Source organism: Methanospirillum stamsii, from assembly GCF_003173335.1.
Taxonomy (GTDB): domain Archaea; phylum Halobacteriota; class Methanomicrobia; order Methanomicrobiales; family Methanospirillaceae; genus Methanospirillum; species Methanospirillum stamsii.
In genome coordinates this window covers 37702-53293 of the sequence record NZ_QGMZ01000038.1, presented here as the reverse complement: position 1 = coordinate 53293, position 15592 = coordinate 37702, and the positions used below count along the sequence as shown (strand labels likewise).

General features: G+C 46.6%; 11 protein-coding genes. 7 read left to right on the top strand and 4 right to left on the bottom strand.

The genetic code is table 11. The features are described 5' to 3' along the window. Positions 1-20 precede the first annotated feature (20 nt). On the top strand, positions 21-3350 hold the full coding sequence (locus DLD82_RS14445; RefSeq protein WP_109941830.1) for a PKD domain-containing protein: 3330 nt from the start codon (positions 21-23) through the stop codon (positions 3348-3350). Between the two features lie 144 nt (positions 3351-3494). Further along, positions 3495-6992 (top strand): PKD domain-containing protein, encoded by a 3498-nt coding sequence (locus DLD82_RS19220; RefSeq protein ID WP_109941829.1) that lies wholly within the window; start codon positions 3495-3497, stop codon positions 6990-6992. Between the two features lie 9 nt (positions 6993-7001). Here DLD82_RS19220 and DLD82_RS14435 read toward each other — a convergent pair whose 3' ends face one another. After that, positions 7002-8204 carry an HD domain-containing protein gene (locus DLD82_RS14435; RefSeq protein WP_109941848.1) on the bottom strand — a complete coding sequence of 401 codons (1203 nt, stop codon included), beginning with the start codon at positions 8202-8204 and terminating at the stop codon, positions 7002-7004. A 46-nt stretch (positions 8205-8250) separates the two neighbouring features. Between DLD82_RS14435 and cofD the strand changes: the two genes are divergently transcribed. After that, positions 8251-9153 (top strand): 2-phospho-L-lactate transferase, encoded by a 903-nt coding sequence (gene cofD, locus DLD82_RS14430; protein ID WP_109941828.1) that lies wholly within the window; start codon positions 8251-8253, stop codon positions 9151-9153. Here the strand turns inward: cofD and DLD82_RS14425 are convergent. After that, positions 9142-9399 (bottom strand): hypothetical protein, encoded by a 258-nt coding sequence (locus tag DLD82_RS14425; RefSeq protein ID WP_109941827.1) that lies wholly within the window; start codon positions 9397-9399, stop codon positions 9142-9144. The genes cofD and DLD82_RS14425 overlap by 12 nt on opposite strands. Positions 9400-9433: 34 nt before the next feature. Then, positions 9434-10780 (bottom strand): amidohydrolase family protein, encoded by a 1347-nt coding sequence (locus DLD82_RS14420; RefSeq protein ID WP_109941826.1) that lies wholly within the window; start codon positions 10778-10780, stop codon positions 9434-9436. 101 nt (positions 10781-10881) lie between these two features. Between DLD82_RS14420 and aspS the strand changes: the two genes are divergently transcribed. The 4 genes from aspS to DLD82_RS14400 are packed head-to-tail and all read left to right on the top strand — an operon-like array spanning position 10882 to position 14012. Then, on the top strand, positions 10882-12174 hold the full coding sequence (gene aspS, locus DLD82_RS14415) for an aspartate--tRNA(Asn) ligase (RefSeq protein ID WP_109941825.1): 1293 nt from the start codon (positions 10882-10884) through the stop codon (positions 12172-12174). 2 nt (positions 12175-12176) lie between these two features. Beyond that, on the top strand, positions 12177-13091 hold the full coding sequence (locus tag DLD82_RS14410; protein ID WP_109941824.1) for a methionine synthase: 915 nt from the start codon (positions 12177-12179) through the stop codon (positions 13089-13091). Between the two features lie 37 nt (positions 13092-13128). After that, positions 13129-13683, top strand: a complete 555-nt coding sequence (locus tag DLD82_RS14405) for a helix-turn-helix transcriptional regulator (protein WP_109941823.1) — start codon at positions 13129-13131, stop codon at positions 13681-13683. A gap of 5 nt (positions 13684-13688) precedes the next feature. Further along, positions 13689-14012, top strand: coding sequence for a hypothetical protein (locus tag DLD82_RS14400; protein ID WP_146199819.1), 324 nt, complete (start codon positions 13689-13691; stop codon positions 14010-14012). Here DLD82_RS14400 and DLD82_RS14395 read toward each other — a convergent pair. Next, positions 13993-15522, bottom strand: a complete 1530-nt coding sequence (locus DLD82_RS14395; protein ID WP_109941821.1) for a class I adenylate-forming enzyme family protein — start codon at positions 15520-15522, stop codon at positions 13993-13995. The genes DLD82_RS14400 and DLD82_RS14395 overlap by 20 nt on opposite strands. Positions 15523-15592: the final 70 nt, after the last annotated feature.

Below are 15592 nucleotides of genomic sequence, written 5' to 3'. Positions count from 1 at the left end.
ATTACGGAGGTTGAAAAGAGATGAGATTCGCAATACAATCAATGGCGGTTCTTCTCCTCCTGCTGCTGGTGCCTTGTCTGGCAGATGATGAGGGAGTGGATTTCGAACCGGTTGTAAGTTTTTCAGCAGAAGAACTGATAGCACAGGCACCGGGTATTGAAGAACAGATGTGTTTTGATTCGGTGTATGACTGGGATCCCCGGGTAGATGGACAGTATATCACATGGACCCAGTATGAGGGCCAGGGCAAGGTCTGGTTCTATGACATGAAATCTGGAAACAGAGGGATGGTTGCCAATATTTTAAGCGACCAGAACAACCCGGACGTTTCGGATGGAATAATAGTCTGGGACGATAACCGGCATGGAAATTCGGATATCTACTACTACAACATTGAGATGCATAAGGAAGATCCGGTTTGTGTAGATACAACGAATAAATTCAGGCCTGCAATCTCACATGACATGGTCGTTTACGAAGATTTTGGAAACGATGATATCAGAGATATCGCTTTTACCAAAATTGGATCAACCGGAACTCCGGCTTACATCAATGCAAATGACAAAGATAAAGCCAACCCGGACATTGAAGGGGAATGGATTGTCTATCAGCAGCTTGATGACAACAATAATGACTGGAATATTTATCTCTACAATTACGATACTCAAAAGACCATTCAGGTAACCCGTGATATCAATATTCAGCAGAACCCCCGGATTTCTGAAGATTACGTAGTCTGGGAAGATAACCGGAACGGCAAATGGGATATCTTCATGTATAACATCAAAAAGGACATGACTACCGCCGTGACCTTTGATGATTATGATGATGTTGAACCCGCAGTTTCAGGATCCAAGATAGTATGGACAAGATATGACCAGGAACAGAATAGCGATATCTACATGGTCGATCTTTCTATCCCGAAGACCTATGCAGTCTGCGTAGGCCCTGGAAATCAGATTCGTCCGGATATCAGTGTTGACAAGATTGTATGGCAGGATGACCGGTTTGGAAACTGGGATATCTTCCTGTATACTCTGGAACCTACAACACCATTTACTCCATATCAGTTCTATGGACCGGTTACGTTCAATTACCTGCCGGCACCAATCGGGACAAACATCATTGCAAAAATTGATGGGGTGACAAAAGACTCGATAACTACCACCCAGGAAGGATACTATGGTGGAGAAGGCAGTATGGCTGACCAGCTCACGGTAGATATCCTCCAGGCAGACATTGGAAGACAGATTACATTCTGGAGTGAAGGCATTCAGGGTTCACCATCAATTACCGTCACTGGAGACGGTTCCATGCTGGAACAGCCACTCAACTTTGTATATGCCCAGCCCCTCGGTAACCTGTATTTCTATGGAGCGGTTAGTATTGACGGTCAGCCTGCAGCAAAAGGAACCGTTCTGAAAGCGGTCATTGACGGGGTTGTCAGGGGTTCATACGAAATAACCCAGAGTGGTCAGTACGGTGGCCAGTATGATACCGATCCGGCCCTGACTGTTCCAATTACCGTGAACGATGTAGGAAAACATGTCACCTTCATGGAGGGTGAATACACCGCTGACCAGACTTTCCAGATAACCAGTGGAGGAAGGTTCCAGCAGGATCTTACCATTACCACAATTCCACCGATGAACCCATACGAATTTTATGGGTATGTGCAGATTGAAGGACAATCTGCCCCAATCGGTACAGTAATCGAAGCGAAAATCGATGGTAAGACCGTAACAACCTATGTAACCCGGTATTCAGGATCATATGGAGCTCCAGGTCAGAATCCTGATGATCCCCGCCTGATAGTTCCGGTCACTGAAGCTGATGCAGGAAAGACCATATCATTCTGGATGGGCACCCTGCAGGCAGGAACAAACCAGGTAATCACCCGTGGAGGAGAGAGAATTCTCAGGAAAGACCTTTATTTCTCCTCTTCCCCACAATTTATCAACGCAGATTTCACTGCTTCACCAAGGAGCGGACCAGCTCCGCTGACCGTGCAGTTTACCGACCTCTCAACCGGAAACCCAACTATGTGGAACTGGGACTTCGGGGATGGAGGCATCATTCCGGCTGATGCAAATGCATCATGTGTAGACGGGGACTGCATTAATATTGCAAATCCAAGACACACCTATGCAAAAGAGGGGACATACACTGTTACTCTTACTGCATCAAGCCAGTTCGGATCTGATACCGAAACTAAACAGGCGTTTATTACAGTCGGACAGGTAACTCCTACCATAAACGCAGACTTCACAGCAGCACCAAGGAGTGGAGTAGCACCACTCACCGTGCAGTTTACCGACCTCTCAACCGGAAATCCAACCATGTGGTACTGGAATTTCGGAGACGGGGGAATCATTCCGGCTGATGCAAATGCATCATGTGTAGACGGGGACTGCATTAACATTGCAAATCCAAGACACACCTATGCAAAAGAGGGAACATACACCGTTACTCTTACTGCATCAAACAGTTACGGATCTGATACCGAAACCAAGCAGGCATTCATTACCGTCGGACAGGTAACCCCGACCATCAATGCTGACTTTACGGCATCACCAAAGAGTGGAGCAGTGCCACTCGCTGTGCAGTTCACCGACCTATCAACCGGAAACCCGACCATGTGGTACTGGAACTTCGGAGACGGGGGAATCATTCCGGCTGATGCAAATGCTTCATGTGTTAACGGGGACTGCATTAACATTGCAAATCCAAGACACACCTATGTAAAAGATGGAACATACACAGTCACTCTTACTGCATCAAACCAGTTCGGATCTGACACTGAAACAAAATCAGGTTATATTTCCGTTGGCAGTAGTCCAATACCATCTGATTCAATACCGATTTATCCAGGATGGAACTTTGTCTCTGTTCCAAAGAAACTTGCACCTGGAAAAGACACTGCAGCAATTTTCAGCCATATACAGGTTGATGGACACAGCATTTTCCAGTACGATGCAGGAACCGGACAATGGATGACCCTTAGTGCATCCAGCCAGCTAAAACCGCTCGATGCTGTATGGATTTATTCACGGACTGCAAATTCTGTGCCTTTAACCTATGATACTGATCCGCTCACAACACCTCCGACAAAAGAACTCCGGAAAGGTTGGAATGCGATTGGATTTACAGGTCTTGAATCACTTGAAGCTAAATTCACGCTTCTTTCGGTGCAGGATAAGTGGATCAACTGTCTTGGCTTTAGTGAAGAAAAACAGCAGTATGATGAGATGATTATTAAGGGTCGAAATGACGATGCACGACTCTACCCATTCAACGGGTACTGGCTGTTTATGTCTGATGTAGGGACACTGGCTGCTATTTCAGCATAATTTTTTTTTGGTGTAGAAATGGGGGGATTATGGGATGCAAAAAGATGTAGAAAACAGATGGATATCATTAAGTCGACATGAGGTAACTTACGATTTGCAGAGGTGTGTCTGGAACACATTTCGCAATAACTGGTGGTGGGAAGAATGACAAAAATAGTGTATACGCTGGCTCTATTCCTCATGCTCATCCTTGCGGCATCGGGTGTAGTATCTGCAGGAGGATTAGAGCAGGCTGTAACAAACGGTGCCGGGGAGGCCATTTGCGATGGTCCTGGCGGCGCTTGTATTATTGCTGATTTTATCGGGAGCCCGACTGACGGAGTTGCTCCTCTGAAGGTCCAGTTCCTTGATTCATCAACCGGATATCCGGCAATGTGGACTTGGGACTTTGGAGACGGTACTACTGAAGCAGGGCCTGCAAACCCGGTTCATATCTACGAGGAACCAGGTATTTATACCGTGACCCTGACTGCTACCAGCATTAGCGGAGCGAGTAGCACAAAGATCAGGCAGGAATACATCATTGTGAGGGACAAGAATGCTTTGGTTGCAGACTTCCTCGCAAACCCGACCTATGGAAAAGCTCCTCTCCTTGTCCAGTTTACTGACTGTTCAAAAGGTGCTGTAAAGGAGTGGAAATGGGACTTTGGAGATGGCGGTACAGCATATGAACAGAACCCGACTCATGTGTATCAGAAACCGGGAAAATACACGGTAACATTAACAGTCAGCAGCCCGACAGCAGGGACCAGTACAAAGGTGAAAGAAAAGTACATCATTGTAGAAGGAACCTGTGTCATCGAAGCACGGTTTAACGCTGAACCTTCATCAGGTGAAGTTCCCTTAACCGTGAGGTTTACTGATCTTTCAACCGGAGGGCCAACCATGTGGGCGTGGGACTTTGGGGATGGAACCACCGATATGGTAGCAAATCCGGTTCATACGTACACGAGTCCGGGAACTTATCAGGTTCGCCTGACAGCTTCCAGTCAGACTTGTGAATCTGGAATCAGTGAAACAACGATAAGAGTTACTCCAAAGGCAATCAAAGCTGATTTCTTAGCTGAACCAAGAACTGGGGAAGCTCCGCTGACCGTTCAGTTTACAGACCTCTCTACCGGAAACCCGACCATGTGGAACTGGGATTTCGGAGATGGAAACATAATTCCGGCGTCTGAAAACGAATCCGAAGTTGGCATGGACTGTCATGGAGGAAAGTGTCCGCCACCACAGAATAATGTGGCAAATCCAAGACACACCTACAGGTATCCCGGAACATATGCAGTTACACTGACGGCATCAAACCAGTATACGTCGGATACCGTTACAAAAACTGAATACGTAACCGTTTCACCAAAGGCAATCGTTGCAGATTTCTCTGCCGTTCCAAGAACAGGTGAAGCTCCACTGACCGTTCAGTTTACAGACCTCTCAATTGGAAATCCGACCATGTGGAACTGGGATTTCGGGGATGGAAATATTATTCCAGCGTCTGAAAATGAATCCGAAGTTGACATGGATTGTCATGGAGGAATATGTCCGCCACCACAGAATAATGTGGCAAATCCAAGACACACTTACCGGTATCCCGGAACATATGCAGTTACACTGACGGCATCAAACCAGTATACATCGGATACCGTTACAAAAACTGAATTTGTGACCGTTTCGCCAAAGGCAATCGTTGCAGATTTCTCCGCAGACCCAAGAACTGGTGAAGCTCCGCTGACTGTTCAGTTTACAGACCTCTCAATTGGAAATCCGACCATGTGGAACTGGGATTTCGGGGATGGAAATATTATTCCAGCGTCTGAAAATGAATCCGAAGTTGACATGGATTGTCATGGAGGAATATGTCCGCCACCACAGAATAATTTAGCAAATCCAAGACACACTTACCGGTATCCCGGAACATATGCAGTTACACTGACGGCATCAAACCAGTATACATCGGATACCGTTACAAAAACTGAATTTGTGACCGTTTCACCAAAGGCAATCGTTGCAGATTTCTCTGCGGACCCAAGAGTAGGGAATGCCCCGCTTTCCGTCCGGTTTACCGATCTTTCCACAGGAAATCCAACCATGTGGGCATGGGACTTTGGTGACGGATCTACTGACATGGTGGCAAATCCGACCCATTTGTATACAGTTCCAGGTACCTATTCCGTAACTCTTACCGCTTCAAACCAGTATACTTCAGATACCGTCACGAAGACCCAGTTAGTTACGGTAAACGATGCATCCATTGATGCTGATTTCATCGGAACACCAACAACCGGATATGCTCCACTGACCGTTCAGTTTACAGATCTCTCAACAGGAAACCCAACCATGTGGAACTGGGATTTCGGGGATGGAAATATTATTCCGGCTTCTGAAAATGAATCCGATGTTGATACGAATTGTGTAGGAGGAACATGTCCACCACCACAAAACAATGTCGCAAATCCAAAACACACATACCGGTATCCGGGAACATACACCGTTACCCTGACTGTTTCAAACCAGTATGGGACAACAGATACTGAAACTAAACAGGCATACATTACCGTTTCAGCAAAAGCCATCATAGCAGACTTTGATGGTAATCCAAAATCCGGATGTGCCCCGCTTACCGTTCAGTTCACAGATATGTCTTCAGACTCACCAACCATGTGGAACTGGGATTTCGGAGACGGAAACATTGTTCCGGCATCTGAAAATGATTCTGAAGTTCAAACGGAATGTAAAGGTGGAAAATGTCCGCCACCATACAGCTGGGGAAACCCGAAGCATACCTACACAGTTCCGGGAACATACACCGTTACCCTGACAGCTTCAAACCAGTTCGGTGCAACCGGAACGGTAACCAAACAGAATTTCATTACTGTTGAAAGTTGCCCGCCGGTAAAAGCTGACTTTAATGCAGTCCCAAGAACAGGGGAAGCACCTCTTACCGTAACCTTTACGGATCTCTCAACAGGAAACCCGACCATGTGGAACTGGAACTTTGGTGACGGCTCCACAGATATGGTGGCAAATCCGGTGCATACCTACACAAAAGAGGGAAAATATACCGTCACTCTTACTGCATCCAGTAAATACGGATCAGACACCATATCAAAGTCTGAATTCATCACCGTGGCAACACCGTATGATGATAATATTCCGATTTCAGGAGGATGGAACTTCATATCAGTCCCGAAAAAACTGGCTCCCGGATTTGATACCGCTTCAATCTTTAATTGCGTGGACTCAGCAGGGCACAGCATGTTCCAGTACAATACCGGCGAACACCTGTGGTATGTAATGGATCCGACAACTCCGGTTAAACCGCTCGAAGGATTCTGGATTTATTCACAGGGAACCTCATCGGTCCCACTGAAATATGATAAAAACCCTGTCCAGACTCCTCCGACAGCCTACCTCAAGAAAGGATGGAATGGCATCGGATTTACCGGAAAAACTCCGATTGAGGCGAAGTTTACTCTCCTCTCCGTTCAGGATAAGTGGGTAAACTGTGCAGGATTTAATGCACCAGCCCAGCAGTATGATCCGATGATAATCAAGGGCAGCAATGATGCAACCCTGATGTACCCCTACCGTGGATATTGGTTATACATGACCTCAGACGGAGTACTGGCAGCAAACGCTGCATAACACTTTTTTTTAAATTAGTCGTTCCTGTTTTGTAAAGGGCTTAATACTCAGCACAGAACGTGCAGCTTCTGATACTACATCAGTAAGGCCTTCAGGAGCATAGACCCCAAGTCTCCATTGACTCCGCCGGGTTTCATTCAAAGTCGTGACAAGAGGAGATACTTCCTCAAGGGGATACAGGGAGTTCCTGTCCTGGACTTCTACTTCCATCCAGATATCACGGGGAAAAGCGGGAATATCAACCAGAACCTGTTCAGGATCTACACCTGCTTCTTCTGCAACTTTTTCTGCAAGGGTACGCTCATGAAGAAATGATTCTGAGGTAAGCCGGTGAGCTTCCCGGACATTGTCTTTTCCAATGTATACTGCCCGCTTATAGAGGTGACGTTTATACAAATCCTGTGCAAGTGATGCAACAAAAGGATCCTCAGCATGAAGCAACTGTTGCATACAGCCCCCGTCATCTGCTTGTATCATAGCCGGAAGGAGCGTATGAGGAGAAGATTTGATGAACTGGTAAACCGCCATCGTAAACATCTTCTCGGCAATCCTGCTCACATGATGATAGTACACCGCCGGACGCATGAGAGTTCTGGCTATCAGAAGTGACTCAGCTGCCTGGACTCCGGACTCTTCCAGAATAATTCTGGAGTCAGATAGTCGCATGGCCCGAATAAGCCGCATTGCATCCACGGTACCATAGGGAACACCGGTGTAATGTGCATCACGGAGCAGGTAGTCCATCCGGTCAACATCAAGATCTCCATGAATGATTCCGGAGCACGGATGGGTTCCATTGATTAACTGGTAAATACTGTCCGGATCAAGGTCAGCAGCCGAAAGGGCTTCGGCTAGAAAATCTCCTTTCAGACAATCCAGAATATCAGTGTGTTCTCTTCCAAGAAACTCTACAGATAATCCCTCGATAGCATGAGAAAACGGCCCATGACCGATATCATGCAAAAGACCTGCTGCTGTTACATGCCTCTCGTCTTCTCTGGAGATTTCCAGACGTTGTGCCAGGGCATTCGCAAGGTGCATGGTTCCAAGTGAGTGCTCAAACCGGGTATGATGTGCGCCAGGATAAACCAGAAAAGAAAAACCCAGCTGCCTGATATACCGAAGACGCTGCACCTGTGGTGTATCCAGAAGAGGAAGAAAAGAAGAATCAACCTGGATATACCCATGGACCGGATCCTTAATTGACTTCACTTCGGTCCCCGCATGAGTTATGATCAGGAAGGTAACATAGAAAAGGATGATCACGTTTCTATCCGGCGGAACAGGGACTCCGAAATTATTACAGGGAGCACGAAATATTCTTGATGATGCTGATATTTCTGTTATCGTAAATACCGGCGAGGATATCTGGTACCAGGGGGGTCATATCTCCCCTGATGTGGATACGGTCATGTACCTGTTTGCAGGTATTCTGAATACCGATACCTGGTGGGGGTTAAAAAGTGACACGTTTATCACCAACGAGATTCTCATGAGGGCGTATCCGGACTACTATATCTCAATTGGAGATAAGGATCGTGCGGTGCACATTTTACGAGCTGAACTCCTGGAAAAAGGAATGACCCTGACAGATATCACAAAAAACCTATGCGGTTTTTTTGAGGCGAAAGGAAATATTCTCCCGATGTCTAATGTTCCGTGGACGACGTATATCAGAACTTCAGACGGGGAGATGCACTTTCAGGAATATTGGGTTAAACACCGGGGAACATGTGAAATTTTAGAGATAATTCATAAACCACCAACGCCTCCTTTGGCAACTTCGGAAGTACTGGATGCAATTCATAAAGCTGATGCGGTTATCATCGGACCGAGTAATCCGGTAACAAGTATTCTCCCCATACTTTCCTGCACCGGAGTAAGGGAAGAACTCAAAAAGAAAAAAGTCATCGCAATCAGTCCGTTTATTGGTGATAGTCCGGTATCCGGTCCTGCTGCCGGACTCATGCAGAGAACGGGTTATTCTGCTGATTCAAGAGGGGTGAGGGAGATTTACGGCGACCTAATTGACCATTTTATCCAGGACATACGAGATTCCATTATTGTTCCGGATGCACTTCACTATGACACGCTCATGAAATCACCAAAAATTGCAGAGGATCTAATGAGAGAGATTCTCTCCCTTATATCAGTACATTGATCCGCTGAATAATGAGAGAAAGAGCCTTAAAAGGAACTGGATGATATTTGATATCAGTTCTTCACCAAGAAGATCCTCAAGATCAAAATTATCACTCATCCCGTATTCCTGCTCACCCCAATCCTCACTCACCGAAGAAAGATCAGTATACTCTGAGTAATCTGTTTCCTCAGCGCCTGTCAGAGAGGCAATACAAAGGAATACAAAACAAAAAATAATGGCTGTAATGCCACGAATAGACCGCATACAGTGATATTAACCTATACAATAATCTACCTTATCATTGCCGGGCTGCACGATCCAGAAGATCTGTTGCGCTACTAGAGGCTCCGGTAATAATCTCCTGTTCCTGTGGGATATAACCCTCGTACATCAGAATTTTTCCATTACAAATTACTGTTTGAACAGTACATCCAAGTGCTGAATACGCGACATTTGATACCGGATTGTGCAGAGGGACCATGGACGGGTGGTTAAGAGAGAGCAGACATATATCTGCAGAAAGTCCGGGCTTAATTTCTCCGGCGCTATACCCAAGAGCCCTTGCTCCTGATGATGTTGCCATGGAAAGCACTTCTCCTGCAGGTAATAGGGTATCAGAATTCCAGAAAAACTTCTGGCATATTGCAGCGGTCTTCATCTCTTCAAACATGTCAAGGTTGTTGTTCGAAGAGCATCCGTCAGTTCCGAGACTGACATTTACCTTCTTTTCTGATAAGTGGTGGTACGGCATGGCCCGACCTGTTGCCAGTTTCATATTACTGACCGGATTGTGAGCAATATGAGCACCCCGTTCTCCAAGAAGCCTGCAGTCATCTTCAGTAAGCCAGCATCCGTGGGCTGCAACCGTTCGTGAAGAAAGACAGCCGGTTTTATCCAGAAGTGCGGCAGGTGACATGCCATTGGTTTTCTGACAATCATCAACCTCCTGTTTTGTTTCTGCAAGGTGAGTATGGAGGATAATATCTTCATTCCGGCTGTATTCCGCACAGACTTCCAGATGCTGGGGAGGGACTGTATAGGGAGCATGGGGTCCGATTGCAGGTCTGATGAGTGGATTATTTTGTGAGCGGATATGTCTGACCAGATCTTCCGTGGCTTTCATCTCCTGTTCTAATTTTGCCTCATCTCCAAACGTGATGATTCCATGACAGAGAACTGCGCGTATTCCTGCCTCTTCCACTGCCCGTGCGGTATCCTTCATAAAAAAATACATATCATTCATTGCCACGGTTCCGGATCGGATCATTTCCAGACAGGCAAGTTTTGTACCCCAGTAGACATGATCTCCGGTTAAATGCGCTTCGAGCGGCCAGATTTTTTCTGACAACCATTGCTGCAGATGCATATCATCGGCATACCCCCGGAGCAGGGTCATCGCTGCATGCGTATGAGTATTATATAAGCCGGGTATTGCAAGCGTTCCTGACCCGTCAATAATAATATCTGCATCACCCTTGTGTGCATGACTGATATCAGGACCGATTTCCCGGATTGTTCCGGTCTCATCATACCAGATATCTACCTTCCTTTTATCCGGGAGGAGTGTTCCGGTAATCAGGGTTGACCGGGTTTTTGTATATAATTCCAAATCCTTTACTGATGTTGTATCTGGCTGTTTACTCATGATTATAGGGTACTGTCTCCGGACAGCCCTATTAAACCTGATGGTACGACCATCTCCACAAAGGGTTTTCAGCGTCCCCGCTCATTAAGTAAGGGTATAATATGCGAGTTTCAATCAATACCATTACTCCGGATACACCATCAGCCGAAGTTATCGGATGGGCCCATGAAATCCGTGACCTTGGCGGACTTGCCTTTCTCTTAATCAGGGACAGGACCGGGATTCTCCAGGTAACAATTCCAAAAAAGAAAGTAGCACCTGAGATCGCTGAAACAATCCGTGCCATTTCCCGTGAGTCGGTTGTCAGGGTTCGGGGGATAATAAAACCAGAAGGAAAAGCTCCGGGAGGCAGAGAGTTGATTCCTGACCTTATCGAAATAGTCAGTCTTTCTGCAAGCCCCCTTCCTCTCGATGTAGCAGAAAAAGTCCCGGCAGAACTGGATACGAGGCTTGATAACCGGTTCCTGGATGCACGCAGACCGCGTGTATCAGCAATATTTAAGATTCGGAATGCAGTTCAGCATGCAACCCGAAACTTCTTCTTTGATAACGGGTTTATCGAGATAAATACCTCAAAAATTGTCGCTGCAGCAACAGAAGGAGGTACTGAGCTCTTTCCAATCGCGTACTTTGAAAAGGAAGCCTTCCTCAATCAGAGCCCTCAGCTCTATAAACAGATGATGATGGCTGCCGGATTTGAAAAGGTCTACGAAATAGGCCCAATATTCCGTGCAGAAGAACATAACACCACGAAACATCTCAATGAGGCAACTTCAATAGATATCGAAGTATCCTTTACCGACCATATCGGTGTGATGCAGATTCTGGAAGACCTGGTCAGGGACATCTACCAGTTCGTTGATAAAACTTGCAGTGATGCAATAGCCGATATGGATCTTGACACATTTGCAGTTCCTGAAAAAGGATTTCCCCGCCTGCCCTATGCTGAAGCGATCGAAATCGCAGCGTCAAAGTGCGAGGAAGATATCACTTATGGTGACGATATCGGAACAGCAGCAGAAAAGGCAATTGGAGAAGAGATGGGACGGATGTATTTCATTGTTGACTGGCCGTCATCCATCAGGCCGTATTATGCCATGCCCTATGAAAATGATCCGGAAATCTGCAAGGCTTTTGACATGATGCACCCGAGAATGGAACTCTCTTCCGGAGCACAACGTGTCCACCAGTACGATCTCCTGGTTGATCAGATTGCAAAGAAAGGATTAAATCCTGAGAACTTTGAGTTCTATCTAAACCCGTTCCGGTTTGGTATGCCACCACATGCAGGCTGGGGACTTGGAGCAGAAAGGATGGTAACGACAATGCTCGGTCTTCCCAATGTCCGTGAAGCAGTCCTGTTCCCCCGTGACCGTCACCGGGTAGTACCTTAACCATGCAGTCATTTATTCCTGACACAGTTCTGCCGACAACGGTTGTCGGAAGCTTCCCGGCACAGCCTCAGCGAAGCCTGAAAAGTCTTTTTGATCCATTGCACGGAGCGGTTATCACAGCGGTTGAAAGCCAGAAAAAAGCAGGAATTACTATCATCTCTGACGGACAGGTCAGGGGAGACATGATAGGAGTCTTTGCGTCTAAGCTTCCCGGGGTCAGGGGTAATGATGTAATCGGAAAAGTGATGCCTCCGGACCAGGCAATTACCATCCATGATACCCTGTACGCAGTGAGTCAGCACCCTTACGTGAAGGCAATTATCACCGGTCCTTCAACCCTTGCTCATGGGCTTCACATCAGCACAAAACAATACCGAAACAGGGATGAACTCATCCCTGACATTGCATCAGCTCTTATGGTAGAAGCCCGGGGACTTACGAAGACCGGAGCTGTCATGCTCCAGATAGATGAACCAATATTCTCTACCGGTGCAGCATCACTCGAGACCGGAAAAGAAGCCATCAGGATGATTGCAGAGTCAGTATCCATACCGGTCTGCTTGCATGCCTGTGGAAACATTGCCCATATCCTGGACGATCTTCTTGATCTTCCCATCCGGATTCTGGACTTTGAAGGCACTCAAAACCCGGATAACCTGTCTTCTTTCTCTGGAAAAGACCTGAAAGACAAGTATATCGGATACGGCATTGTTGATTCATCTTCGCCTGTTCTGGAATCACAGGATGAAGTAGTAAAACGATTGTGGAAAGGAATTGATATCCTTGGTCCGGAACGGATACTACCTGATCCCGACTGTGGACTCAGAATGCATACACCTGAAAGCGCTTACGCAAAATTGACCCGTCTTACTGCTGCTGTTTCTGAGGTTCGAAAAGAACTGGATACAGGAAAATAATGAAGGACTTGGAAAACACACAGTTAAGGTACCCCAGATGGCATTTGGTATCTCTTCAATGAATGGGAAAGAACTCTTCGCGATAGTAATTTTCATTTCATCAGTATTTATCCTCGGACTTAAACTGATGAACCCGACTCCTCTTGTAATATGGTACACCGGAGAGGATTATATCATTCAGACCGAGCAGATAGGAGACGTATATACCTCAACCGATGTCATCGTACTCATCGCAGCGTCACTAATCATATGTGCAAGCGGACTCTATCTCCTGTTATACGAACAGATACACCCTGCTTTGACTTCTCCGACTCCCCCTTCCCACTATCCGGTGCAGGAAAATACTCCGGCATTGTCACCTCTTGAAGAGCGGAAAAGAAAATGGGAGACTGTTCTTCCTACATTAAAAGAAGATCAGCAGCTCATCTATCAGACCATCCTTGATGCTGATGGAATCATTCCCCAGAGTGATATCGTTGAAAAGACCCAGCTTTCAAAGTCCAATGTCAGCAGATCACTGGATATGCTGGAGAGCATGGGGCTTATAGAGAAAAGAAGAAGAGGAATGGGAAATCTCATCCTTCTGAAGTGAAAAAAATGCAGAATAACCGGGTAATACTCCTTATTGCTCTCCTTTTTTGCGGACTGTTCCTCTCAATCAGTGCAAATTTTCTCATGGGAATTCATACACCGGTCAGGCAGGAGAGTTCACTTCTTGAAAATTACCTGATAATGCAGTCAATGGCCGGAAAAAACGCATCATATGCCAATCAGACCTACATGATCGGTGATTCCGGCATCGTTGTCAGTTTTAATGACATTCTCAATATCCGTGACAACCCGGCACAGGAATCACAAGGGGTTTTAAGTCCGAAACAGCCCCTCACCCTGCCTAAGAGTTCTAACACGACAGTTCCCTGAGTTCTCTTCTGAGAAGTTTCCACCCGGCAACCCGGGGTAACTGATCCATCAGGATAAGTTTTCTCGGGATTTTGTATCCGGCAAGGTACTCACGGGACCAGGATGCCAACTCCTCAAGAGTTAATGACTCTTCTTTATTCCGGAGGACAACAGCAGCAGCCGGGATCTCACCCTTTTCTTCATCCGGACAACCAAAGATTGCAATATCGGCTATTTTCGGGTGACGGATAAGAACCGTTTCAACTTCAGTCGGGTATACCTTCCATCCGGACATGATTATCATATCCTTTTTCCGGTCAGTAATTACCAGCATACCACGGGAATCAATAAACCCGATATCTCCGGTTAAAAACCATCCGTCTTCCAGGAACACTTCCCTGGTCTCTTCAGGACGGTTCCAGTATCCTAACGCTACAGCCGGCCCACGGAGTGCAATCTCTCCAGCTTCCGGAGACAATAGTTCCTTCGCCGGGTCAGAGATATCAACAACCTTTACCTCGGTATACCCGATGGGTTTTCCAACACTGTTATATTCATCAGCAGTCGGGTAATCCTCCGGTCGGATAACCGTACCCGTACCAAGAACAATTGTCTCGGATAGACCGTATGCATTGATGACCGGAATATGGAACCGTTCGTTAAATTTTTTCCAGGTTGGAGAGTGCATCGGACCACCACCACTGATGATGCGGCGAACCGTGGAAAATGAACGTTCAGTTCCGGCAGCTGTCTCACTCAGGGCATGAATTACCGGAGGCATTCCGGCAAGGATGGTAATCCCGTAATCCTCGGTAAGTTTTATGTATTCATCCGGGTGGTACCGTTCCATGATAACATAGGTGCCACCACTCCGGAGGACCGAAAGACCCCAGGAAATACCAACATGGGCCATCGGATAAATCCCAAGGTATATATCAGAACTGACCAGGTCAAGTGCTTCTGCTTCGGCCTGCAATGCCGCAATCCAGCCTCCGTGAGTAAGCATTGCCCCTTTCGGAGAGCCAGTGGTTCCGGAGGTATACTGAATCTGACAGATGTCCTCTGATTTTTTTGGAACCGGACGGAGAGGGGCACAGACTGATGTAAGATGTTCCCAGGAAACCCTGCCTTCCCCTCCAACCTCGATGATATTATCAAGACAGGGACACAGGTCATGCATGCAATCGGTGATATTCCGGGTAGACACTGAACTGATGAGCAGTTTTGCTCCTGAATCCCGGATTACATAGGCCAGTTCTTCACTCCGGTACACAATATTTGTCGGGACTACCACCATTCCAGCACGCCATATTGCAAAATAACTGATGAGATATTCAGGTGAACTGTCAAGATAGATGACAACCCGGTCTCCCGGAGCAAGGCCCATTCCGGGAAGGCTGGCAGCAAGTGAACCGCCCATCCTGTATAAATCAGTAAAACTATAACTCCGGCCGGATTTTGGATGGATTAAGGCCGTTTTAGTGGAGTCTCTCATCATGCAGGTGTCAAGAAAGGTGGCAATATTAAACATAAACCGGAATCGTCACTCCTGTACTAATCTGTACATGTATGTGCCAAGGAGCCATAACATGTTACAATAT